This is a genomic window from Microbacterium neimengense (assembly GCF_054782995.1).
Window position 1 is genome coordinate 47,951 of the sequence record NZ_BAAGRK010000001.1, and the last position, 21,589, is coordinate 69,539.

General features: G+C 70.5%; 20 protein-coding genes. 11 read left to right on the plus strand and 9 right to left on the minus strand.

Annotated features, from left to right (window positions below; all coding sequences use genetic code 11):
• Position 1: 1 nt before the first annotated feature.
• From ACYVJS_RS00195 to ACYVJS_RS00210, 4 genes are read right to left on the minus strand one after another with little or no spacing between them, the layout of a single operon-like run.
• Complete coding sequence (locus ACYVJS_RS00195; protein WP_460736625.1) at positions 2 to 961, minus strand: AAA family ATPase; 960 nt, start codon at positions 959 to 961, stop codon at positions 2 to 4.
• Complete coding sequence (locus ACYVJS_RS00200; RefSeq protein WP_460736627.1) at positions 958 to 2,100, minus strand: DUF4350 domain-containing protein; 1,143 nt, start codon at positions 2,098 to 2,100, stop codon at positions 958 to 960. The genes ACYVJS_RS00195 and ACYVJS_RS00200 overlap by 4 nt, the downstream gene beginning before the upstream one ends.
• Positions 2,097 to 2,732, minus strand: coding sequence for a DUF4129 domain-containing protein (locus ACYVJS_RS00205; RefSeq protein WP_460736628.1), 636 nt, complete (start codon positions 2,730 to 2,732; stop codon positions 2,097 to 2,099). Before ACYVJS_RS00205 ends, ACYVJS_RS00200 begins: the two co-directional genes overlap by 4 nt.
• Positions 2,729 to 4,009: a glycerophosphoryl diester phosphodiesterase membrane domain-containing protein gene (locus ACYVJS_RS00210; RefSeq protein WP_460736629.1), complete on the minus strand. Its 1,281-nt coding sequence runs from the start codon at positions 4,007 to 4,009 to the stop codon at positions 2,729 to 2,731. The genes ACYVJS_RS00205 and ACYVJS_RS00210 overlap by 4 nt, the downstream gene beginning before the upstream one ends.
• 149 nt (positions 4,010 to 4,158) lie before the next feature.
• Here ACYVJS_RS00210 and mtrA point away from each other — a divergent pair, with 149 nt between their 5' ends.
• From mtrA to hpf, 5 genes are all read left to right on the plus strand, one after another.
• Complete coding sequence (mtrA, locus tag ACYVJS_RS00215; RefSeq protein ID WP_344226126.1) at positions 4,159 to 4,839, plus strand: MtrAB system response regulator MtrA; 681 nt, start codon at positions 4,159 to 4,161, stop codon at positions 4,837 to 4,839.
• Between the two features lie 2 nt (positions 4,840 to 4,841).
• Positions 4,842 to 6,524, plus strand: coding sequence for an MtrAB system histidine kinase MtrB (gene mtrB / locus ACYVJS_RS00220; RefSeq protein WP_460736632.1), 1,683 nt, complete (start codon positions 4,842 to 4,844; stop codon positions 6,522 to 6,524).
• Positions 6,521 to 8,185: an LpqB family beta-propeller domain-containing protein gene (locus ACYVJS_RS00225; RefSeq protein ID WP_460736634.1), complete on the plus strand. Its 1,665-nt coding sequence runs from the start codon at positions 6,521 to 6,523 to the stop codon at positions 8,183 to 8,185. The genes mtrB and ACYVJS_RS00225 overlap by 4 nt, the downstream gene beginning before the upstream one ends.
• Before the next feature lie 93 nt (positions 8,186 to 8,278).
• Positions 8,279 to 8,935: a ComF family protein gene (locus ACYVJS_RS00230; RefSeq protein WP_460736636.1), complete on the plus strand. Its 657-nt coding sequence runs from the start codon at positions 8,279 to 8,281 to the stop codon at positions 8,933 to 8,935.
• Between the two features lie 65 nt (positions 8,936 to 9,000).
• On the plus strand, positions 9,001 to 9,660 hold the full coding sequence (gene hpf / locus ACYVJS_RS00235) for a ribosome hibernation-promoting factor, HPF/YfiA family (protein WP_460736638.1): 660 nt from the start codon (positions 9,001 to 9,003) through the stop codon (positions 9,658 to 9,660).
• 62 nt (positions 9,661 to 9,722) lie between these two features.
• Here hpf and ACYVJS_RS00240 read toward each other — a convergent pair whose 3' ends face one another.
• Positions 9,723 to 11,039, minus strand: coding sequence for a hypothetical protein (locus ACYVJS_RS00240; RefSeq protein ID WP_460736640.1), 1,317 nt, complete (start codon positions 11,037 to 11,039; stop codon positions 9,723 to 9,725).
• Positions 11,040 to 11,095: 56 nt separating this feature from the next.
• Entirely contained in the window at positions 11,096 to 11,668 is a 573-nt protein-coding gene (locus ACYVJS_RS00245; RefSeq protein ID WP_460736642.1) for a PadR family transcriptional regulator, read from the minus strand.
• 222 nt (positions 11,669 to 11,890) lie between these two features.
• Here ACYVJS_RS00245 and secA point away from each other — a divergent pair, with 222 nt between their 5' ends.
• Positions 11,891 to 14,677: a preprotein translocase subunit SecA gene (gene secA / locus ACYVJS_RS00250; protein ID WP_460736644.1), complete on the plus strand. Its 2,787-nt coding sequence runs from the start codon at positions 11,891 to 11,893 to the stop codon at positions 14,675 to 14,677.
• 40 nt (positions 14,678 to 14,717) lie between these two features.
• Here the strand turns inward: secA and ACYVJS_RS00255 are convergent, their stop codons facing one another.
• Positions 14,718 to 15,176: an Lrp/AsnC family transcriptional regulator gene (locus ACYVJS_RS00255; protein ID WP_243227036.1), complete on the minus strand. Its 459-nt coding sequence runs from the start codon at positions 15,174 to 15,176 to the stop codon at positions 14,718 to 14,720.
• A gap of 140 nt (positions 15,177 to 15,316) precedes the next feature.
• Here ACYVJS_RS00255 and ACYVJS_RS00260 point away from each other — a divergent pair, with 140 nt between their 5' ends.
• Positions 15,317 to 16,543 carry a pyridoxal phosphate-dependent aminotransferase gene (locus ACYVJS_RS00260; RefSeq protein WP_460736647.1) on the plus strand — a complete coding sequence of 409 codons (1,227 nt, stop codon included), beginning with the start codon at positions 15,317 to 15,319 and terminating at the stop codon, positions 16,541 to 16,543.
• Positions 16,544 to 16,605: 62 nt separating this feature from the next.
• On the opposite strand, the gene ACYVJS_RS00265 is transcribed toward ACYVJS_RS00260, so the two are convergent.
• Positions 16,606 to 17,040 carry an Rv3235 family protein gene (locus ACYVJS_RS00265; RefSeq protein ID WP_460736649.1) on the minus strand — a complete coding sequence of 145 codons (435 nt, stop codon included), beginning with the start codon at positions 17,038 to 17,040 and terminating at the stop codon, positions 16,606 to 16,608.
• Positions 17,041 to 17,156: 116 nt separating this feature from the next.
• Between ACYVJS_RS00265 and ACYVJS_RS00270 the strand changes: the two genes are divergently transcribed.
• Positions 17,157 to 17,753: a hypothetical protein gene (locus ACYVJS_RS00270; RefSeq protein WP_460736651.1), complete on the plus strand. Its 597-nt coding sequence runs from the start codon at positions 17,157 to 17,159 to the stop codon at positions 17,751 to 17,753.
• A gap of 5 nt (positions 17,754 to 17,758) precedes the next feature.
• Here the strand turns inward: ACYVJS_RS00270 and ACYVJS_RS00275 are convergent, their stop codons facing one another.
• The gene (locus ACYVJS_RS00275) at positions 17,759 to 18,040 is read right to left on the minus strand and encodes an excisionase family DNA-binding protein (RefSeq protein WP_243227039.1); all 282 of its coding nucleotides are present in this window, start codon (positions 18,038 to 18,040) and stop codon (positions 17,759 to 17,761) included.
• Positions 18,041 to 18,154: 114 nt separating this feature from the next.
• Here ACYVJS_RS00275 and ACYVJS_RS00280 point away from each other — a divergent pair, with 114 nt between their 5' ends.
• The 3 genes from ACYVJS_RS00280 to ACYVJS_RS00290 are packed head-to-tail and all read left to right on the plus strand — an operon-like array spanning position 18,155 to position 21,558.
• Entirely contained in the window at positions 18,155 to 18,781 is a 627-nt protein-coding gene (locus ACYVJS_RS00280; protein ID WP_460736653.1) for an SAF domain-containing protein, read from the plus strand.
• Complete coding sequence (locus tag ACYVJS_RS00285; protein WP_460736655.1) at positions 18,778 to 20,055, plus strand: AAA family ATPase; 1,278 nt, start codon at positions 18,778 to 18,780, stop codon at positions 20,053 to 20,055. Before ACYVJS_RS00280 ends, ACYVJS_RS00285 begins: the two co-directional genes overlap by 4 nt.
• A gap of 9 nt (positions 20,056 to 20,064) precedes the next feature.
• The gene (locus ACYVJS_RS00290) at positions 20,065 to 21,558 is read left to right on the plus strand and encodes a sensor histidine kinase (RefSeq protein ID WP_460736657.1); all 1,494 of its coding nucleotides are present in this window, start codon (positions 20,065 to 20,067) and stop codon (positions 21,556 to 21,558) included.
• Positions 21,559 to 21,589: the final 31 nt, after the last annotated feature.

The window sequence follows — 21,589 nt, forward strand, 5'->3', positions numbered from 1 at the left end:
GTCAGATCGGAACCCTCGTCTGGGCGAGGACCGAGGTGAGCACGCCGTCCACCGTGACGCCCTCGAACTCGGCTTCGGGGTTCAGTCGCAGCCGGTGGCGCCAGGTCGGGGTGAGCATCGTCTGCACGTGATCCGGCGTGATGGCCGGATAGCCGCCCAGCCAGGCCCACGCCTTCGCGGTGGCCAACAGCGCCGTTGCGGCACGGGGGCTCGCGCCCAGCTGCACCGAGGGAGCATCCCGGGTCGCCCGCGCGAGGTCGACGATGTATCCGAGCAGGTCGTCGGAGGCTTCGACGGATGCGGCCGCCCGCTGCGCCGCGGCGATGCCCGCCGCATCTGTGGCCGGCACCACGGCGTCGAGCGTTCGGGGGTCGAACCCGTCCGCGTGGCGGCGCAGCACCTGCACCTCGGCATCCCGCTCGGGCACGTCGACGCGCAGCTTCAGCAGGAACCGGTCCAGCTGCGCCTCCGGCAGATCGTAGGTCCCCTCGTGCTCGACCGGGTTCTGGGTCGCCGCCACGAGGAACGGCGCCGGCAGCGGACGGGTCACGCCGTCGGCGGAGACCTGGCGCTCCTCCATGGCCTCCAGCAGCGCCGACTGTGTCTTGGGCGGCGTGCGGTTGATCTCGTCCGCGAGCAGCACCTGCGTGAACACCGGACCCTCGCGGAACTCGAACTCGCCGGAGCGGGCGTCGTAGATGAGCGATCCGGTGACATCGCCCGGCATCAGGTCGGGGGTGAACTGCACCCGGTGCGTGTCGAGTCCGAGCGCGCGGCTGAACGCGCGCACGAGCAGCGTCTTCGCGACGCCGGGCACACCCTCCAACAGCACGTGGCCGCGGGCCAGGAGCGCGACCAGAAGCCCTGTCACGGCGCCGTCCTGCCCCACCACGGCCTTGCCGATCTGGGTGCGCACGCCGTGCATCGCCATCCGCAGGGCGTCATCGGAGTTCTCGGTCATTGCGGTTCCTTTCGCGGACGGGACGGGGTCAGCCGCGCCTCGAGGGCGCGAAGGTCTGCGGCGAGGCGGGCGAGCGACCGGTCGTCGGAGACGGGCTCGTCGCCGAGCAGGGCGCGACTGCGCGCGGGTGGGATGCCGGTGGCTGCGGCGACGGCATCGGCGATCGCCGTGGTGTCGGCGCGGTGCGGCACGGACAGCGCCGTGGCCGCGCGCTCGCGGGCGCGCTCTCGCAGAAGCGCCGCGGCATGATCGCGCGCACCGCCGCGGGCGTAGAGCCGGCCGAGGCCGCGCGTGGTCTCGGCGGCGCGCACCGTCACCGGGAGCCGCTCGTGCACGAGTGGGCCGAATCTCCGGCCGCGCCAGATCGCGGCGGCCAGAGTCGTCGCGCCGAGCAGGACGATCGCCGGTGTGACCCACGGCGGGGTCAGCTCTCCCAGCGTCGAGCCGGGCGCACCGGAACCGGCGGAGAGGGCGGGCACGAGCCAGACCAGGCGATCGTGCGCGCCCAGCAGGCCGAGCGCCAGGGCCGCATTGCCGTCGGAGGCGAGGTGCTGGTTCGTGAAGAGGACCGATCCGTCCACGGCGGCGAGCGTCGCGTCGCCTCGTTGCTGCCAGAGCAGGCCGAACGCGTCGTCGACCGGGTAGCAGCCGACCGCATCGGGGGCGACGAAGGTCGCACCGACACTGACGTCTCCCGCGCGAAGCGCTACCGGCAGCTCGCAGTCGGGCGCGACCGCACCAGCGGTGCCGTATCCCTGAATCCTGCCGTCGAAGAGGAGCCGGATCGATCGCGCGCGGACATCCGACACGACCACCGAGTCCGCCGCGGCGGCCAACGAGGTGAGCTGCGTGTCCGACAGCAGGGGAGAGTCCGGCAGGACGAGGGTGCTCTCTCCCTCGCCGAGGGCGGCCTCCGCCGCGGCGACATCGCGCGCTACGACCACGTCGATGCCCTGGTCGGACAGGATGCGGGCGAGCGCGCGCATCCCGTCGGGACCGGGATCCTCCGGATCGAACCTGTCGTATGCGCTGAAGCGCATGTTCGCGGAGATGACCGCGCCGATGATGCCGACGACCACGATGACGGCGCCGATGAGGACCCACGTGCGGGCGCGTGCGAGGCGGGGGCGAACGCTCATCGATGCGCCGCCGAGGCGCGGGAGAGCCGATCGTCGAGGGCGCGGACACGCTCGTAGGCGTCGCGGCTTCCCGGCCGCCGCAGGTAGCGCACATCATCGAAGTCGTGCGCGGCGTCGATGAGCGCGGCGGCCTCCTCGGGGAAGACCGTTCCAGCCGAGCGCGCGAAGGAGGTGACCGTCGCACCGGGCGGCACGGTGACGCGCTGTTGCTCCTCGAGCCCGCGGGCCAGCGCGCGCACGGCGGCCACGGTCGCCGCCACCCAGTCGCCGCCCTCGGCGAGCGTCGCCGCGGTGCGCCGTAGCTCGGCGGATCCGGCCGTCACGGCGTCGCCGAAGAGCTCGCCGCGGGCCGTGCGGACGAGACCTCTGGAGCGCGGTCGTCCCCAGATGACGACGGCGAGCACCACCAGGAGCACGACCAGCAGCAGCGCGCCGACGGCGACCAGGGGCGCCCACGCCGCATCCACGTCGCCCGTGAACAGCTTGACGATGCCGTCGCCGATGGCTCGTGCGATGCGGTCGAAAGGGGTCGGCTCGGCCGCACGATAGCTCGGATCAGCGAGCTCCCGCTCGGCAAGACGTCTGGCATCGTCGCCGTCGGGGATCAACGGCGCGGCCGCGGCGGGGATCACCGCTGTTCCGGGCCCGCCTGCGGCGGAGCCCACTCGGTTGCCACCGGCGTGTCAGCCGGCGGCTGGTCGCCCGCAGGCCGATCCGCTGCGGTCTGCGCCGATGCGGCCGTCGGTGCGGGTGCGTCGGCGCCGGGCGGCGTGTACTCGGGCGGCGGGCTGTAGCCGTGTCCCGGCGGAGCAGGATATCCGCCCGGCCACGGGGCGGGCTGGGGCGGCCAAGCGGCGGGCTGCGGTGCTACCGTCCGGCCGATGTGCCAACGATAGGGATCGGCGACGCCCGCGCCCATCTGACGCTGGTCGACGTACGACTGCAGGTCGAGATCGAGGCCCTCGGTGCGCATCCGGGCGTCGACGTACACGAGACAGGCAGCCGTCGCGTTCACGACGAGCGCGATCGACTGCACCAGCAGTGACACCATCTGCACCACGAGACCGACCCCGACCGTGCCGATGACGGCGGCGACGTCCGGGTCTCCCGTGGGGGAGAGGACGCCGACGAACATGCCGCTGAAGAAGTTCAGCGGCACCACGACGATCTGGGTGATGATCCCGAAGCCGGTCTGGATGACGAACCACGTCGCGAGGGTGCGCCAGAACCTGCCGCGTGTGAGGCGCCACGATCGGGCGATGGCCGCGAACACGCCCGCCCCCTCGAGCACCAGGACCGGCGTGACCAGGAACAGTCGCGTCGTCAGCCAGAAGGCGAGGGGGATGGCGGCCAGCACGAACAGGATCGCGACGACGATACCGGCGGCCAGCGCCAGCACGCCGAGCGCGAACGCCGCGGCCGCCGCGATCGCGACCGCGACGAGCACGGCGCCCGAAGCAAGGAGCGTGTATCCGAAAAGCCGCCAGAAGGCGGGACGGATCCGCCGCCACAGGGCGCCGACCGTCAGCTTCTCGGCGACGACGCCGTGGGCGACCTCGGCCACGACGACGCCCTGGACGATGACCGTCAGTGCGGAGCTCGCGATGCCGAGCACGAGGCTGGAGATCACGGTGATGGCCGTCGCGCCCGCGAACAGGTCGGGGTAGTCGGGGCTCGACACCGGCACGGTTGCCAACCGGGAGAAGCTGGCGAAGGCGATGCCGCCGACCGCGACCAGCAGCACCAGATACGTCGCCATCTGCATGCCCAGAGCGAACCCCAGCAGCACGCGGGGGTTCTGCCGCAGGGCGACGAAGGAGCGTCCCAGCACCGTTCCGAACGTCAGCGGATGCAGCGGGACGATTCCGGCGCGCGGAGCGGGCATCCATCCGGGTTGCGCGGTCGTCATGATCTCCTCGCGGTCGTCATCGCCTTCATCGTGACACACCTGAGTGGGCGCTCGTGAGCCCCGGCTCCGGTGTGGACTACTCTGAAGGGGCGCACGGGGGCATCGGTGGAACCCGGCCGCCGAGCGGACGCAAAGGAAGAACGCGTTTCATGACATCACGCATTCTCGTGGTCGACGACGACACGGCCCTGGCCGAGATGATCGGGATCGTGCTGGACACCGAGGGCTTCGAGACGGTGTTCTGCGCCGACGGCGCTCAGGCGGTCGACGCCTTCCGCGTCGAGCGGCCCGATCTGGTGCTGCTGGATCTGATGCTGCCCGGGATGGACGGCATCGAGATCTGCACGCGGCTGCGCGCCGAGTCCGGCGTTCCGATCATCATGCTGACCGCGCGCACCGACACCGCCGACGTCGTCGCGGGACTGGAATCGGGCGCCGACGACTACATCGTCAAACCGTTCAACCCGAAAGAGCTGGTCGCACGCATCCGCACCCGACTTCGTCCGGCTGCGACGGATGCGGGCGAGAGCCTGCGCATCGGCGACCTGACCGTCGATGTGGCCGCCCACGAGGTGCGCAGGGGATCGACTCCCATCCCGCTGACGCCGCTGGAGTTCGAGCTGCTCGTCGCGCTCGCCTCGAAGCCGCAGCAGGTCTTCTCGCGCGAGATGCTCCTGGAGCAGGTCTGGGGCTATCACTACAAGGCGGACACGCGACTCGTGAACGTGCACGTCCAGCGGTTGCGCGCGAAGGTCGAGCTCGACCCCGACAACCCCAAGATCGTCACGACGGTGCGCGGCGTCGGATACCGCGCCGGCGCCGCGAGCTGAGGATGCCCGCCGCGACCGCCCCCCGGCCGGCCGTGCGGCTGCGGCGCGAACTGCGCGCCTGGCGCACGTGGCCGTCGCGGGTACTGGGCTCGTGGCAGCGATCGCTGCGCTTCCGCACCCTCGTGCTCACCATCGCGCTGTCGACGCTGGCCATCCTCGTCGCGTGCGTGTGGATGGCGCTGGCGATTCAGAACGACCTGTTCCAGTCGCGCCGCGATCAGGTGCTGGGTGATGCCCGCCGCGCCACGACGGCCGCGCAGGCGACGCTCGATTCCGCCCTGCAGGGCGACAGCGCCCAGGTGCGCAACGTCGTCGACAGCGTCATGGCCAGCCTCGGACGCCAGTCCGACTCGGACCTGGTCGCGATGTTCCGCGTCGATCAGACACCCTCGGCGACCGCGCCGCAGGACTTCGTCCTCGGAGGCGGCAACTGGGACGGCCAGATCACGGATGCGCTGCGCGACAAGGTGCGCTCGGACGCCGACGTGCAGTGGTGGCAGTCGATCGCCCTCACCGACGCGTCGGGGCGCGTGGTGCCCGGGATCGCGGTCGGACAGCAGCTGAATGTCGCGGGTGTCGGCGCGTACGAGCTCTACATCGCCTACGACCTGGCTGCGGCCGATCAGACCCTCGGCTTCGTCCAGGGCACCCTGTGGGTCGTGGGTCTGGCCCTCATCGCGATCATCGCCGGGATCTCGTGGTTCGTCCTGCGCTCGGTCACCGTGCCGATCGGCGAGGCGGCGCACACGTCGGCGGAGCTCGCGGCGGGTCGACTCGACGTGCGGCTGGACGTGCACGGGGAGGACGAGATCGCCACCCTCGGCCGTTCGTTCAACGCGATGGCCGACAGCATCCAGGCGCAGATCAAGGAGCTGGCGGAGCTCTCGCTCGTCCAGCAGCGCTTCGTCTCGGACGTCTCCCATGAGCTGCGCACGCCGTTGACCACCATCCGTCTCGCCGCCGACGTGCTCAACGACCATCGGGAGGGCTTCGATCCGATGAGCACCCGCGCCGCCGAGTTGCTGCACGCGCAGGTGCAGCGGTTCGAGACCCTGCTCACCGATCTGCTGGAGATCAGCCGCTACGACGCCGGATCGGTGCAGCTCGAACTCGAGCCGACCAGCCTCGCGCATCTCGCCGAGGACGTCGTCGCTCAGATGCACCAGCTCGCCGAACAGCACGGCAGCGACGTGCGTCTCGTGGCGCCGGGCGGCTACTCGCCCGTCGAGATGGACCCGCGCCGGGTGCGCAGGATCGTGCGAAACCTCCTGGGCAACGCGATCGAGCATGGCGAGGGGCGGCCCATCGTGATCACCGTGGATTCGGATCAGGATGCGGTCGCGGTGGGTGTGCGCGACTTCGGGATGGGCATGCGGCCCGAAGACCAGGAGCGTGTCTTCGATCGCTTCTGGCGGGCTGACCCGTCGCGCAAGCGGACGATCGGCGGCACCGGACTGGGCCTGGCCATCGCCCTGGGAGACACGCGCCTGCACGGCGGAACGCTGGGCGTCTGGTCGTCGCCCGGGCTCGGCACCAACTTCGTGCTGACGCTGCCGCGCCGCGCCGGCGCGGAGCCGGCCTCCTCGCCCCTGTCGCTGGCTCCGGAGGGCGACGGCCTCGACGACCTCGGGCTCACGCAGCCGATCGATGTCGACAGCGCGCTGCGAGGCAAGGAGTCCACATGAGACGGATCCTCATCGCTCTGCTGGCAGCTCTCGCACTCGTGCTGACGGCGTGCGCCGGCCTGCCGACGACCGGGACGGTGCAGCCGGGGCCGCAGCTGGGATCGGACTCCGCCGCGCCCGACGTGATCTACCGTCCGGACGGTCCGCAACCCGGCGCGACGGCCCGGCAGATCGTGGACGGGTTCGTGCGCGCCGCATCCGGACCGCAGGACAACTGGCAGGTGGCCCGGCAGTTCCTGTCGCAGGGCTACCGCGATCAGTGGAAGCCGGAGGCGGGGGTCATCGTCGACGTGCTCGCCGATCGCAGCTACACCGAGATCGACGACGAGATCGTGCTCGATGTCACCCCGCAGGCGACGATCGACGAGGCCGGCACCTACACGCTGTCGGACGAGGGAGCCAGCGTCCCACTGCCGTTCTCGCTCGCGCAGGAGGCCGACGGCGAGTGGCGCATCACGCACGCGCCGGACGGGATCGTGCTCGACGAGGACCTGTTCCGCAACGTGTTCCGCTCGTACGACGTCATGTACTTCGACCCGACCTGGCGGTACCTGGTTCCCGACGTGCGCTGGTTCCCCACCACGAACGCGCTGACACGGATCGCGGCGGCGGTCGTGAACGGCGAGCCCTCGCCCTGGCTGGCCGCATCCGTCGTCTCCGCCTTCCCCGACAACGTCACGCTCGTGCCTTCCGTGCCGCTGTCCAACGGCGTCGCACAGGCGCAGCTGAGCGAGCAGGCGCTCGGGTTGGATCAGGTCACTCTCGACCGGATGCAGACCCAGCTCTCCGCGAGTCTGGTCACTGCCCAGGTCACCGCGGTCGAGATGCAGGTCGACGGCGCACGGGTGAACGCGTCGAGGATCCCGACACGATCGACGCTCGTCGACTCGCGGGCGCTGGTGCGCGACGCGGACGGGTTCGGATACCTCCTGTCCGGGGAGCTCACGCTGCTGCCCGGACTGTCGTCCGCGCTCATCGACGCCGAGCCGACTGCCGTGCAGCTCGGGGTGGGCCGCAGCGCCGCCGCCGTCCTGCTCCCGGACGGATCGGCGGCGGAGATCACCGATGACGGCGTCAGTCGTGTCGTCGACGAACGCGCAGGCGTCCTCGCCCCCACGATCGACCCGTTCGGCATGGTCTGGACCGTTCCCGCCGCCGATCCGTCCCGCGTGCGTGCGACCGGGTCGGACGGCACCGTGCTCGAAGTGCCGTCGGCGTGGGGGGCGAGCCGCATCGACGCGATGCAGATCTCCCGCGACGGCAGTCGGATGGCGGCCGTGCTCACCGCCGGCGGCCGATCGATGCTGGTCGTCGCCGGCGTCGAGCGGGATTCGGCCGGTATTCCCAGCGCCCTGGGTCCTGCGGTCTCGCTGACGACGCTCGATGGACCCACCCGCGGGTTGGCGTGGCTCGACACGACGACGATCGGTGTCGTGTCGGGCGATGCGGCGGCGCCCGTGTTCGTGCAGCAGGTCGTGGGGGGAGCCGCGACCGTCGTCGACGCGCCGGTGGATGCGGTGGCCGTCTCCGGCGCGAACTCGCCGGCGGCGGTGCGGATCCTCGCGGCCGACGGCACCCTCTACGTGCGTCGCCAGTCGAACTGGGTGCAGACCGCGACGGGCGTCCAGGTGCTCGCCACGCAGCAGGGCGACGCCGACTGATTCGTCCTCCCCACGACGCCGGCGCCGGCGCGTCGCGCGCGGTGCCCCCGATGGCGCCACCGCGCCGTGTCCTGCGCGGACCAGGGTGGTCGGGTGATCGCCGCACTCTCCGACGCCCTCGCACTCATCCTGCCCGTCGACTGCGCCGGATGCGGCATGCCGGACAGCGCCCTCTGCGAGACGTGCGCCGCGCTCCTGGCCGCGCCGCGACCGCTTCGGCACGTGCTGGCGTCCGGTCTCGTCGTCCACGCGGCCTTCGACTTCGCCGACCGCCCGGCCCGCGCACTGCGTGCGCTCAAGGAGGAGGGGCGCACCTCGCTCGTGCGACCGTTCGCCGCAGCGTTGGCTGCGGCGGCGCGCGCCGGCTTCCCGGACGCCGGCGCGCAGTTCGTGCCGATGCCCACCTCCGCTGCGGCCTTCCGGCGGCGCGGACACCGGGTGGTGGAGGCGATCCTCGGGCGCAGCGGCCTGCCGACTCTGGCGGTGCTCCGCCGCATCCGGAGTACACGAGACCAGCGCGAGCTCGGCCGCGCTGAGCGCGCGCAGAACGTCGCCGGAAGCCTTCGCGCACGCCGGCGGTTGGACGGCAGACGGGTCGTCATCGTCGACGACGTCGTCACGACGGGAGCGAGCGTCGGCGAGGCGGCGCGGGCGCTGCGGCAGGCGGGCGCGGACGTCATGGGTGTCGCATGCGTCGCGCATACACGCCGCTGGGGATTCGTCCGTGACACGGACATGAACCCGGGCTAGCGTGGGGGTGACAAGGCGACGAAGGTCCGCCCTTGACCGGGTGGACCGGAACAAGGAGGTCAAGGATGGAAACCAACATCGTCGGCGTGGGCGTCGGCATCTCGGACCGTTTCCGCTCTGTCGTGGACGAGAAGTCCAGCCGCATAGAGAACATCGCGCCCCGGGCCGCTGGGCTCGAGGTGAAGGTCACCCATCGGGCGTACCGTAACGGTGCTCACGAGGACTCCACCGTCGAGTTGACCCTGACCGGCAAGGGGCCGGTCATCCGCGCCGAGGCGGTCGACGGCGACAAGTTCACCGCTCTCGACCTCGCCGTCGACAAGCTGTGCGAGCAGGTGCGTCGCGCGAAGGACAAGCGCGTCGACGCCCGTAACCATCCACGCGGAGCCCACTATGAGAAGGGCACCGGCGAGATCGCCGGAATCGACGTGCAGCCCGCATCCGTCGACGTGCTCAAGGCCGTCGCCACGGGCGAGGTGCCCGTGCTGACCGGGGCTGAGGACGAGCAGGACTACACGCCGGTCGTCATCCGCACCAAGCAGTTCGACGCCGAGTGGATGAGCGTGGAGGATGCCGTCGACCGCATGGAGCTGGTCGGACACGACTTCTTCCTCTTCATCGACGCGCGCAGTGACCAGCCGAGCGTCGTCTACCGCCGCAAGGGATGGGACTACGGCGTCATCGCGCTCGACACCCTCGCGCAGCCCGCGCGCGTCGCCTCCTGACGACGAAGAGAGAAGGGGCCGCCTCTGCACAGAGGCGGCCCCTTCCGTCGGTCGGTGAGGGGTCAGTCGAACATGTCTCCCAGGAGGCCCCCGATGACCAAGCCTCCGAGGATGCCGCCCATGGCGTCGCCCATGCCGCCGCCGCGACCGCCGCGGCCGTAGCCGCCCCAATCGTCGTGGCGCGGGCGGGACGAGTCGATGTCGCGCTGGGCCAGCTGCAGTGCTTCGCTGGCGAGCTGCCCGCTGCGGCGCGCGAGCTGCAGGGCGCTCTCGCGGGAATCCTCTTCGTCCGGAAGATTGGCGATCTCGAGCCGCGTGCGCTCCGCCTCGGCGAGACGCGTGCGCGCGTCGGCGCCGATCCACCCGCTGTGACCGTTGATCAGGCTGCGCGCGACCGCGATCTGACGGTCGGCGTCGTCCACGGCGTGGCTGACCTGCGCGGGGCTGGGCAGCGGGTGCTCGGCACGGCGGCGTGCTTTGGCGACCGCCTCGTCCAGCGCCGTGTTGGCGGTGCGCAGCTGGGAGAGCTGCGTGAACGGGTCGGCGGGGCTGCCTGCCGGCGGGAGCGCGGTCAGCGCCCTCTCCAGGTCGGCCATCGCCTGCTGGATCTCGGGGTTCGCCGGCAGGGATCGGGCACGGACGAGGTCGTCGCGCGAGTCCGCGATGACCTCGGCGAGGGTGGACTCGGCGCGCAGCGCCTCGATCTCGAAGTCCTCCACACCGTCCAGGAGCGATTCGGCCCGCCGCACGGCCTCCGTCGCGGCCTCGAGGGCCATGTTGGCCTCCTCGGCGCGATTCGCCTCCCGACGGCGTACCGACACCTCCGCGCTGTGAGCGGCGAAGGTCAGCACCTGCTCCGCTTCGGCGGGAGCGTTCTCGATCTGGCTGAGAGCGGCGGGAGAGTATCGCTGGCGCAGGCGCTCCACCACCTCGCGCGCGCCGGGCACCCGTTCGCGCAGCCTCTCGGCGTCCGCGCGGACGCCGGCGAGCACCTGCGGCGCCTGTCGGATGCGGGCGACCGCGCCGGCCAGCGCGGAGGTGCGGTCGTCGAGGAGGTCCTCGGCCCACTCGCACAACTGCACGATCCGCGCGTTGCGGGTACGCAGCTCCTCCGGGGTGTCGGGGATCTCGTCGTGGTTGAGCTGGTGCAGCTGGAATGCCTCGCCGAGGTGCGTGCGCACGGCCTGCAACGCCTCGCGCAGCTCCTTCGTCGAGCGTTCGCCGAGCTCCGCCTCCGCGAAGGCGAGCTCTTCCGTCGTCGCGCGGATGCGCTCGTCCGCGGCGACGAGACTCTGCTGCGCGCGTCGGGCGAGATCCGCGTCCTGCGCGTCGATCTCGGCCTGCTGCTCGCGCTTGCGCTTACCCCAGAAACCGGCCATGGCTCGATCCTAGGCGTGGTGGATGTGGCTGTTCTCAGCGTGAGCGGATGGAACGCTCACGCGATCCGCGCGGGGCGCCCTCGGCGCGGCCGGGACTGTGAGATCGGCTGCACGCGGGAGGCTTCGGGGATCGCTTCCAGCCGCTCGAGGACACGCTCCAGCCACCGCAACTCGGCTTCCGCTCGAGCCACGCGCGCCTCGTGGGCGATCGAGCGCGCCAGGTCGTGCTCCTCTGTCGCGGCCGCCCGCGCATGGGCGAGCCGATCGGCGGCCGCATCCCGCTCCGCGCGGGCTGCGGCGTCCGCATCCACGCCCGGGAGCGTCGCTGCGAGGGCGATCTTGGTCGCGATCTCGTCTCGTGAACCGCTCGCCGTCGGAAGCGGGCGCAGCAACCATCCCGAGGCGGACGCCACGCCCGCCTCGGTCGCGGCGTAGTAGACGTGGCCCTGCGGGTCGACGGCGTCCTTGACCACCAGGCCATCGCGCTCGAGTCGGTCGAGCGTGTTGTAGATCTGCCCGACGTTCACGCTCCAGTCCGATCCGCTGCGCCGCTCGAGTTCGGCGCGCAGCTGGTAGCCGTAGCACGCGCCCTGCGCGAGGATCGCGAGCAGCGACTGCCTGACCGACATGGGGCTCCTTCCGACGGGGTGGGGGACGCATATATGCATACCGGGAAACGCCGGGGGGCATCCTCACGGCGCGCCGCGCGGCGGTAGCTGGGTGGGCAATGGCTTTGAACCCGTCGTTCGTCGTGCTTCCGGAGGTCACAGACGGATAACATGGGGGCGGTGTGCCCGGACTCCGGGTGCGACTGGGCAGAAGCACGCCCACCCGACAGATGGAGATGCCACGTGGCCAACCCTCTCGAGAAACTCCTCCGCGCCGGCGAAGGCCGCGTCATCCGCCGCCTGCAGCAGGTCGTGAAAGCCGTCGGTGCGCTCGAGGAGGAGTACACGCAGCTCACCGACGAGGAGCTCCGCGGCGAGACGGCGGAACTGCGCGCGCGGTATCAGGCAGGGGAGACGCTCGACGAGCTCATGCCCGAAGCCTTCGCCGCGATCCGCGAGGCCGCAAAGCGCACCCTCGGCCAGCGCCCGTACGACGTCCAGATCATGGGTGGCGCGGCGCTCCACCTCGGCAACATCGCCGAGATGAAGACCGGTGAAGGAAAGACTCTGACGGCCACCTTCGCGGCGTACCTCAACGCCATCGCGGGCGAGGGCGTCCACGTCATCACGGTCAACGACTTCCTCGCCAGCTACCAGGCCGAGCTCATGGGTCGTGTGTATCGGGCGCTCGGAATGACCACCGGCACGATCGTCTCCGGCCAGACGCCCGAAGTCCGCCGCGAGCAGTACAACGCAGACATCACCTACGGCACGAACAACGAGTTCGGCTTCGACTACCTGCGCGACAACATGGCATGGCGCAAGGAGGACCTCGTCCAGCGCGGCCACTTCTTCGCCATCGTCGACGAGGTCGACTCGATCCTCATCGACGAGGCTCGTACGCCGCTCATCATCTCCGGACCCTCATCGGGGGAGGCGAATCGCTGGTTCGCGGAGTTCGCGAAGATCGCGCGCACGCTCGAGGCCGGCGTCGACTACGAGGTGGACGAGAAGAAGCGCACGATCGGTGTCCTCGAGCCCGGCATCGAGAAGGTCGAGGACTACCTCGGCATCGACAACCTGTACGAATCGGCCAACACGCCCCTCATCTCCTTCCTGAACAACTCGATCAAGGCGCTCGCGCTCTTCAAACGCGACACCGACTACGTCGTCATGAACGACGAGGTCATGATCGTCGACGAGCACACCGGCCGCATCCTCGTCGGACGCCGCTACAACGAGGGCATCCACCAGGCGATCGAGGCCAAGGAAGGCGTCCCGGTCAAGGCCGAGAACCAGACACTCGCCACGGTGACGCTGCAGAACTACTTCCGCCTGTACGACAAGCTCTCCGGCATGACCGGTACCGCCGAGACCGAGGCGGCCGAGTTCATGTCGACCTACAAGCTCGGTGTGGTCCCCATCCCGACGAACAAGCCGATGATCCGCAAGGACCAGCCCGACCTCGTCTACAAGAACGAGCAGGCCAAGTTCGCCCAGGTCGTCGAGGACATCGCTGCTCGCCACGAGAAGGGCCAGCCCGTGCTCGTGGGCACGGTGAGCGTCGAGAAGAGCGAGTACCTCTCGCGTCTGCTCGCCAAGAAGGGCGTCAAGCACGAGGTCCTCAACGCCAAGAACCACGCCCGTGAGGCGGAGATCGTCGCCCGTGCCGGACGCCTGGGCGCCGTCACGGTCGCCACCAACATGGCCGGTCGAGGCACCGACGTCATGCTCGGCGGCAACGCGGAGTTCCTCGCGGTGCAGGAGATGAAGAGCAAGGGCCTGGACCCGGTCGAGACCCCCGAGGAGTACGAGGCCGCGTGGGACGAGGTCTACCGGCAGGTGCGCGACACGGTCGCGGCAGAGGCCACGAAGGTCGTCGAGGCCGGCGGTCTGTACGTTCTCGGTACCGAGCGCCACGAGTCGCGTCGCATCGACAACCAGCTTCGCGGTCGGTCCGGTCGTCAGGGCGACCCCGGCGAGAGCCGCTTCTACCTGTCGTTGACCGACGATCTGATGCGGCTGTTCCAGTCGGGCGCCGCCGAGGCGATCCTCGCGCGCACCAACTTCCCCGACGACGTCGCGATCGAGTCCGGGATGGTCTCGCGCGCGATCAAGAGCGCGCAGGCCCAGGTCGAGGCGCGCAACGCCGAGATGCGCAAGAACGTCCTGAAGTACGACGACGTCCTCAACCGTCAGCGTGAGGCGATCTACACGGACCGCCGCCAGATCCTGCACGGCGACGACATCCAGGAGCGTGTCACGAAGTTCATCGAGGACGCGATCGACGCGATCGTCGACGATCACACCGGCAGCGGGCACACCGAGAGCTGGGACTTCGACGCGCTGTGGACCGAGCTCAAGACGGTCTACCCCGTGGGCGTGACGATCGACGAGGTCGTCGCCGAAGCGGGCGAGAAGGGCCGCGTCACCCCCGCCGGTCTCAAGCGGGAGCTGCGCAGCGACGCGTCCATCGCGTACGCCGCGCGCGAGGAGCAGCTCGGCGAGCAGGCGATGCGCGAGCTCGAGCGCCGCGTGGTGCTGCAGGTGCTCGACCGCCGGTGGCGCGATCACCTGTACGAGATGGACTACCTGAAGGACGGCATCGGACTGCGGGCGATGGCTCAGCGCGATCCGCTGATCGAGTATCAGCGCGAGGGCTACGAGATGTTCCAGGCGATGATGGGTCAGATCAAGGAGGAGTCCGTCGGGTTCCTCTTCAACCTCGAGGTCGAGGTGCGTCGCCCGGACGGTGAGCACACCGAGGTCGAGGCCAAGGGACTGGTCGCTCCCTCGGTCGAAGGCCAGCGGCTCGAGTACAGCGCCCCCACCGAGGACGGCGACGTCGAGGTGCGCAACGACCGCGGCCAGGTGCAGAAGGCGGCCACGGGTCGCGCGCGTCAAGCCGCCGCTCCGGCCGCTGCAACGCCGCCCCCCGCGGAGGCTCCGCGCGGCGCGTTCGGTCAGCGTACCGAGGCTCCCCAGCCCGAGGCTCAGAACCGCGCGCAGCGCAGAGCGAAGAAGAAGTGAGATCGGCGAGCGCCCCGCAGGATGCGGGGCGCTCGCTCGTTCAGGGCGTGCCCCAGTCGAACGACTGCTTGCGCACCTCGAGGTAGACGAACGTCTCGGAGGAGATGACGCCGGGGATCGTCCGGATGCGGGCGTTGAGCAGATCGGCGAGGTCCTGATCGGATGCGCAGACCACCTCGATCAGGATGTCGAAGCTTCCCGCGGTGAGCACGAGGTAGTCGACCGCGGAGATCTGCTCGAGTTCGGCAGCGACGGCACGGCTGTCGCCGCTGACGCGCAGGCCCACGAGCGCCTGGCGGTGGAAGCCGAGCCGCATCGGGTCGGTGACGGCGACGACCTGCATGATCCCCGAATCCGTCAGCCGCTGCACCCGCTGTCGCACGGCGGCCTCGCTGAGCCCCACGGCTTTGCCGATCTCGGCATAGGAGCGGCGCCCGTTCTCCTGAAGCTGTTCGATGATGCGTTTGGAGGTGTCGTCGAGATGATCGCGCGCGGCCATGGGAGTCCTTCGGGTAAGGGGTGTTACCCCTTCACCGTATCGGCGGCGATTGTGTGAGAACCGTCGAATGACGTGCGGGAACCGCCAGTCGTGCCAGCGGATGCGGATTGGCCCGGCCCCGCCCGGACTATCCTGATCGGATGAGTTCGCTGCGCCCCCTCGACCAGTCCCGCAAGCTGAAGGATGTCCTCTACGAGATCCGCGGCGAGGCCCTGGTGGAGGCCGACCGGCTTGAGGCCGAGGGGCACACGATCCTGAAGCTCAACACGGGCAACCCGGCGGTCTTCGGGTTCGATGCGCCGTTCCAGATCGTGCGAGACATGATCGACGCGATCCCTTCCGCGCACGGGTACAGCGAGAGCAAGGGCATCATGTCCGCGCGCCGCGCCGTGGTGTACCGGTACGAGCAGGAGCCGGGTTTCCCCCCTTTCACCCCCGACGACGTGTATCTCGGCAACGGCGTCTCCGAGCTGATCACGATGACGATGCAGGCGCTTCTGGACGAGGGCGACGAGGTTCTCATCCCCGCGCCGGACTACCCGTTGTGGACGGCGATGACGAGCCTCGGCGGCGGCACGCCGGTGCACTACGTCTGCGACGAGCAGAACGGCTGGCAGCCCGACATCGAGGACATCCGGTCCAAGATCACCGATCGCACCAAGGCGATCGTCGTCATCAACCCCAACAACCCCACCGGTGCCGTCTACACGCGAGAGGTGCTGACCCAGATCGTGGAGCTCGCGCGTGAGCACTCGCTCCTGCTGCTGGCCGACGAGATCTACGACCGCATCCTCTTCGACGGTGCTCGCCACATCCCGCTGGCGACGCTCGCGCCCGACCTGCTCTGCCTCACCTTCAACGGCCTGTCCAAGACCTACCGTGTCGCGGGGTACCGCAGCGGGTGGATGGTGATCACCGGGCCTCGCCAGCACGCCCGGGGCTTCCTCGAGGGGATCAACCTGCTCGCGTCCACGCGGTTGTGCCCGAACGTTCCCGCGCAGCACGCTGTTCAGGCGGCGCTGTCGGGCGTTCAGTCGATCGACGCGTTGATCGCCCCGACCGGGCGCCTGCACGAGCAGCGGGATGCGGCCTGGGAGGGTCTGGAGGAGATTCCGGGCGTGTCCTGCGTCAAGCCCGCCGGCGCGCTGTACGCGTTCCCGCGGCTGGACCCGGAGGTGCATGAGATCCGCGACGACGCGAAGCTCGTGCACGATCTCCTCGTGGCCGAGCACATCCTGCTCGTGCCCGGGACGGGCTTCAACTGGCCGACCCCGGATCACCTGCGGATCGTAACCCTCCCGGAGGCCCGGGTGATCTCGGAGGCCATCGAGCGTCTCGGCAACTTCCTGGCGTCCTACCGCCAGTAGTGCGGGCGCCGGCGGGGCATCCGGGGCCGACGCTCAGCGACCCGCAGGCGATGAGAGCATTCTCACAGGAGAGCGAGCGAGGTGGCCCGCCAGCGCCGATCCATGCCCTCCAGGCGGATGGCGACTGCGCGGGTACGTGCGGGACCTGCGACGACCACGACCGCCTCGACCACGCCATCGGCCGGTTCCGAGTGGTGCACGCTCATGATCGAGTGCACGGGACGGGCAGCGGCGACGCCTCGCGCGCTCCGGGCGCGGGTGGCAAGGTTGACGCGCGTCAGAAGCGCGCGGTAGGTGTCCTCGGTCATCCATCGTGCGAGCTGGTCGATGTCGCGAACCCCCGCGAGAGCCTCGAGCACACCGTTGGTGAGGTTGCGCACCAGCGGCACGGGGTCGGGCAGCTCGGACGATGACGTCGGCTGCGGCGCGAAGAAGTCTGCGGACAAGCGCATGAAGCTGCGTTCGGGGCGCGTCGCGCCGGTGGCGATCTGAACCATCTGGGCCTCACATGAACGGGGATCCTGAGCGGGATCAGTAGAGCAGTTCGGCCAGGTCGGAAACGGTTTGTGGAAAACTTCTCATGATTGCGGGGGTATCGGTCTAATCTCGCGGCGTGCGCTGGGAACGCTTCTTCGAAGACCTGCAGGGGCAGTTCGATGCCGAGTGGGAAGCGGAGCGCGCAGTTCTGGACACGGAAGCCGAGCGGCTGCGATTGTCGCGCGTCACGCTGCGTGAGAGACTCCTCGTCCTCGCCCGCACGGATGAGACGCAACGCCCCGACCTCGCCGTCGATCTGGTCGCCGCGGATGCTCTGGCCGGGGTGCTCATCGCGGTCGGCGCCGATTGGATGGGACTCGAGGTGCAGCGACGCAGCATCCTCGTCCCGGTGGCGGCCGTGGCGGCCGTGGGTGTGGGAGAGGGTGATCTCCTGCGCACGGCGCGGCCGCATCCGTCGCCGCGGGTCGGTGTCTCGGAACGCATGGGAATCGGCTTCGTCCTGCGCGATCTCGCGCGTCGACGCGTTCCCGTCACGATGCAGGTGGGAACGCGCGCTGTGGCGGGGACCATCGACCGGGCGGGGGCGGATCACCTGGACCTCGCGCTGCACGACATCGATGAGCCGCGTCGCTCAGCGACGGTCCGCGGCTACCGTCTGATCCCGTTCACCGCGCTGTCCTGGGTGCGCTGGGAGGGCGCCGACGTGCTCTGACGAGCTCAGTCGGGGTTGCGGACGCGGCCGTGACCCCAGAGCTCCGGGAAACTGGCCGCATTGGACTGGCGCCACAGCGCCATCCGGCGGGCGTCCTCGGCCTCGTCGTCGAGGTAGTCCGACACGCTGGCCTCCTCGATGCGCCACTGGCGGCTCTCGCCCACGCGGACGCCGCGCAGCCTTCCTTCCATCACCAACGCGATGACCTCGTCGACCGACACTGCCAGTGCCTCGGCAACGGATGCCGGGGCGAGGAGGCGGCCCTCGGGCGGGGTCGTGTCGGGCATGCCCTCAATTATGCGGTGCCATTCCGACACCTCGGCGCGGTGGCGCGCCATGTGGATAAGCGCGCTGTGGATAAGATCCGACGGCCCCGCCCGGCCTCGGTCAGCATGTACGCCATGACAGCTCAGGTCACGCCCCGCCAGCGTCCCCGCGCGCTCTGGGCGGACGCGCGCTTCGTGATCGGCGTCGTGCTCGTGCTCGTCTCGATCGCGGGCGTCTGGTTCGTCGTCGCATCGTCGCGGCAGACGATCCCCGTCTACGCGGCGACCCGCACGATCGTACCCGGCGAGAGCATCTCGCCCTCGGAACTGCGCGTCGTCGACGTCGCCCTGGGTTCGCTCGAAGGTGCGTACGCGTCGGGGGACACCCTGCCCCCCGACGCCGTGGCGACCCGCACGATCCCTGCCGGCGAGCTCATCCCCGCGGCCGCCGTGGGTGCCGCGTCCGAGGTCCGCACCACCACGATCGTCGTCCCCAGCAGCACGGCGATCCCCGCGTCGGTCCAGGTCGGGACGCCGGTGGAGGTGTGGGCCGCCCCGCTCGACGAGAATGGGGTGCGGCAGGCTCCCCGCATCCTGGTGGCGGACGCGGCGGTCGCGGCGCTGGCGAGCAGCGACTCCGTGATGGCGACGAACACGCCCTCCGTCGAACTCGTCGTTCCCCGTGAGTCCGTGGCGGATGTGCTCGCGGCGCTGGCGGGTGAGGCGACGCTGTCGGTGGTGCCCGCGCAGGGGGTGTCGTGATCTCGCGCGTGGTGCTCGTCCTCCCGCAGCCTGCCGCCCTCGCACTGCGGGAGCAGCTGCTGCTGGACGGTGCTGCCGAGGTAGCGATCTATCCCCCGGACAGGTTCGCGGCGACCGTCGCGGCCGGACAGGGACCGGACGCGGGATTGTCTGAGCTGCTCGCTGCCGCCGACACACTGGTGCTGGCCGCGCGCGCCGATCAGCTCACAGCTCACACCGTCGCCCTCGCGGACGCGCACGGTGTGCGCGTCCTGCCGCTCGGCGACGATGCGGCCGCCGCCCGTCTGGCCGCGGCCTTCGGGCTCGCCTCACCCGTTCCCGCAACCGGCTCCGCGCGGGATGCGGCGGCCGCCCTCGCCACCGCGTCGACGTCAGCCGTCGCCCGCCCGGCCATCGACGGTCCTCGCTTGGTCGCCGTCTGGGGCCCGCACGGCGCTCCCGGGCGGTCCACCATCGCCGTGGGGCTCGCCGCGGAACTCGCCCGCGGCGGCCGTCATGTGGCGCTCGTCGACGCGGACGCCCACGCCCCCTCCCTGGCCATGGCTCTCGGTCTTCCCGACGAAGGGCCCGGGTTCGCGGTCGCATGCCGCCAGGCCGAGCTGGACGCGCTGGACGACGTGGAGCTCCAGCGCATCTCCGTGCCCCTCGGAGGCGCCGACGTCGACGTGCTCACGGGCATCAATCGCCCGTCGAGGTGGCCCGAGCTCAGTGAGAAGCGCGTGCGTGCCGCGCTCGCCGCCTGCGCCGGCTGGGCCGCGCACACCGTGGTCGACGTCGCCGCATCCCTGGAGCGGGACGAGGAGATCGTGAGCGATGTGATCGCGGGCCCTCGCCGCAACGCCGCGACACTGGCCGCGCTGGAGACCGCGGATCACGTCGTGGCGGTCCTGGCCGCCGATCCTGTCTCCGTCGCCCGCTTCCTGCGGTCGGTGGGGGAGTTGCGGGCGGTCATCGGGACGACGCCGCTGACCGTCGTCGTGAACCGGCTCCGTCGCGGCGGCGTCGGCATCGACGCGCGCGGGCAGCTTCGCCGAACGCTGGAGCGGTATGCGGACATCCGCGACATGTGGTTCGTCCCGGAGGACCGCAGAGCGTCGGATGCGGCCATGCTCGCCGCCCGGCCCGCCGCCGAGGTGGCCGGGAGGTCCGCGATGGTCTCGGCCATCCGGCGCATCGTGGGGGAGGCACTGCTTCCGCCGGTTCCGGTCGCCGCAACCCGACGCGAGCGCCGCGGGAGTCGGAGTCCGCACGAGCGATTGGTCGCCTCCGCATAGGGTGGAGGGGTGTCGACCCTCAGCGATCTCGTCTACGCGCACGGCTTCTCCGATCCCGCCGATGTGGAGTGGCTGCACCGGCTGGCCGGGGACGGGCAGCTCCTCGCGGATCTCGCCTTCGCGGACATCGTGCTGTGGGTGCCCACCGAGGACGACTCCTTCATCGCCGTCGCGCACACACGTCCCTCCGGCGCGGCGACGCTCTTCTACCGCGACATCGTGGGCGACCGTGTCCGGCCGCAGTGGCGTGCCCAGGTGCGTGAGGCCTTCACCGCCGGCCGGATCGTCGACTCCGCGTCGCCGGACTGGTTCGAGGAGACTCCCACGCGCGTGCGCGCCGTCCCCGTGGTCCGCGCTCGCGCCGGGGCGGACTCTCCGGCCCGCATCCTCGGCGTCCTGACGCGCCACACGAACCTCGGAGAGGCCCGCACGCCCTCCCGCCAGCAGATCACCTTCAACGACTGCGCCGACGACCTGTTCGGAATGGTGGCGACGGGGGAGTTCCCCGACGTCGCCGCACCTGCGTCGCCGCGGCGTGGCGCGCCCCGTGCGTCGGACGGCCTCATCCGGATCGACGTGGACGGACTCACCACGTTCGCGAGCCCCAACGCGCTGTCCGCGTTCTACCGGATGGGATTCGAGGACGAGCTCGAGGGCGAGCCGCTCGTGGAGGTCATCACGCAGATCCTCCCCGAGAAGAGGCAGTTCGACGAGTCGCTGCCCGTCGTCGCCACCGGCCGCGCGCCGTGGCGTGTCGACATCGAGGCTCGAGGCGTCACCGTGGCGTTGCGGGCCATTCCGCTGCGCGACCACGGCAACCGGATCGGTGCGATCGTGCTGTGCCGCGATGTGACGGAGCTCCGCCATAGGGATCAGGAGCTGATCACCAAGGACGCGACGATCCGCGAGATCCATCACCGCGTCAAGAACAACCTGCAGACGGTCGCCTCACTCCTGCGGATCCAGGCTCGCCGCACGCACTCGGATGAGGCCCGTGACGCACTGACGCACGCCACGCGGCGCGTCTCGGCGATCGCGGTCGTGCACGACACGCTCTCGGAGGGACTCGCTCAGAACGTCGACTTCGACGAGGTCTTCTCGCGGGTGCTCAAGCTCGTCGCCGAAGTGGCGGCCGCTCCCACGACGCGGGCTCGGACCCGCAAGACCGGTTCCTTCGGCACGCTTCCCAGCGAGTACGCGACCCCGCTGGCGCTCGCTCTCACCGAGCTCGTTACGAACGCCGTCGAGCACGGACTCGCAGGGCAGGAGGGCGAGGTCGAGATCGCCGCCGAGCGCTCCGAGGACAACCTGGAGGTCCGTGTCCGTGACACGGGGGTGGGTCTGCCCGAAGGTCAGGTCGGCCGGGGGCTGGGCACGCAGATCGTGCGCACTCTGATCCAGGGCGAACTGGGTGGCACGATCGACTGGCACACGATCATGGGCCGCGGTACCGAGGTCACGATCGACATCCCGCTGCGCTACATCGACCGCGGCGAGATCTGAGAACGACGCATCCGCCGACCCCTGGCGCCTG

Excerpts from the sequence above, each read along its gene's own strand:
- ACYVJS_RS00195 (WP_460736625.1), bottom strand. The coding sequence starts at position 961 with ATGACCGAGAACTCCGATGACGCCCTGCGGATGGCGATGCACGGCGTG.
- ACYVJS_RS00200 (WP_460736627.1), bottom strand. The coding sequence starts at position 2,100 with ATGAGCGTTCGCCCCCGCCTCGCACGCGCCCGCACGTGGGTCCTCATC.
- ACYVJS_RS00210 (WP_460736629.1), bottom strand. The coding sequence starts at position 4,009 with ATGACGACCGCGCAACCCGGATGGATGCCCGCTCCGCGCGCCGGAATC.
- mtrA (WP_344226126.1), top strand. The coding sequence starts at position 4,159 with ATGACATCACGCATTCTCGTGGTCGACGACGACACGGCCCTGGCCGAG.
- mtrB (WP_460736632.1), top strand. The coding sequence starts at position 4,842 with ATGCCCGCCGCGACCGCCCCCCGGCCGGCCGTGCGGCTGCGGCGCGAA.
- ACYVJS_RS00225 (WP_460736634.1), top strand. The coding sequence starts at position 6,521 with ATGAGACGGATCCTCATCGCTCTGCTGGCAGCTCTCGCACTCGTGCTG.
- hpf (WP_460736638.1), top strand. The coding sequence starts at position 9,001 with ATGGAAACCAACATCGTCGGCGTGGGCGTCGGCATCTCGGACCGTTTC.
- ACYVJS_RS00240 (WP_460736640.1), bottom strand. The coding sequence starts at position 11,039 with ATGGCCGGTTTCTGGGGTAAGCGCAAGCGCGAGCAGCAGGCCGAGATC.
- ACYVJS_RS00245 (WP_460736642.1), bottom strand. The coding sequence starts at position 11,668 with ATGTCGGTCAGGCAGTCGCTGCTCGCGATCCTCGCGCAGGGCGCGTGC.
- ACYVJS_RS00255 (WP_243227036.1), bottom strand. The coding sequence starts at position 15,176 with ATGGCCGCGCGCGATCATCTCGACGACACCTCCAAACGCATCATCGAA.
- ACYVJS_RS00260 (WP_460736647.1), top strand. The coding sequence starts at position 15,317 with ATGAGTTCGCTGCGCCCCCTCGACCAGTCCCGCAAGCTGAAGGATGTC.
- ACYVJS_RS00265 (WP_460736649.1), bottom strand. The coding sequence starts at position 17,040 with ATGGTTCAGATCGCCACCGGCGCGACGCGCCCCGAACGCAGCTTCATG.
- ACYVJS_RS00275 (WP_243227039.1), bottom strand. The coding sequence starts at position 18,040 with ATGCCCGACACGACCCCGCCCGAGGGCCGCCTCCTCGCCCCGGCATCC.
- ACYVJS_RS00280 (WP_460736653.1), top strand. The coding sequence starts at position 18,155 with ATGACAGCTCAGGTCACGCCCCGCCAGCGTCCCCGCGCGCTCTGGGCG.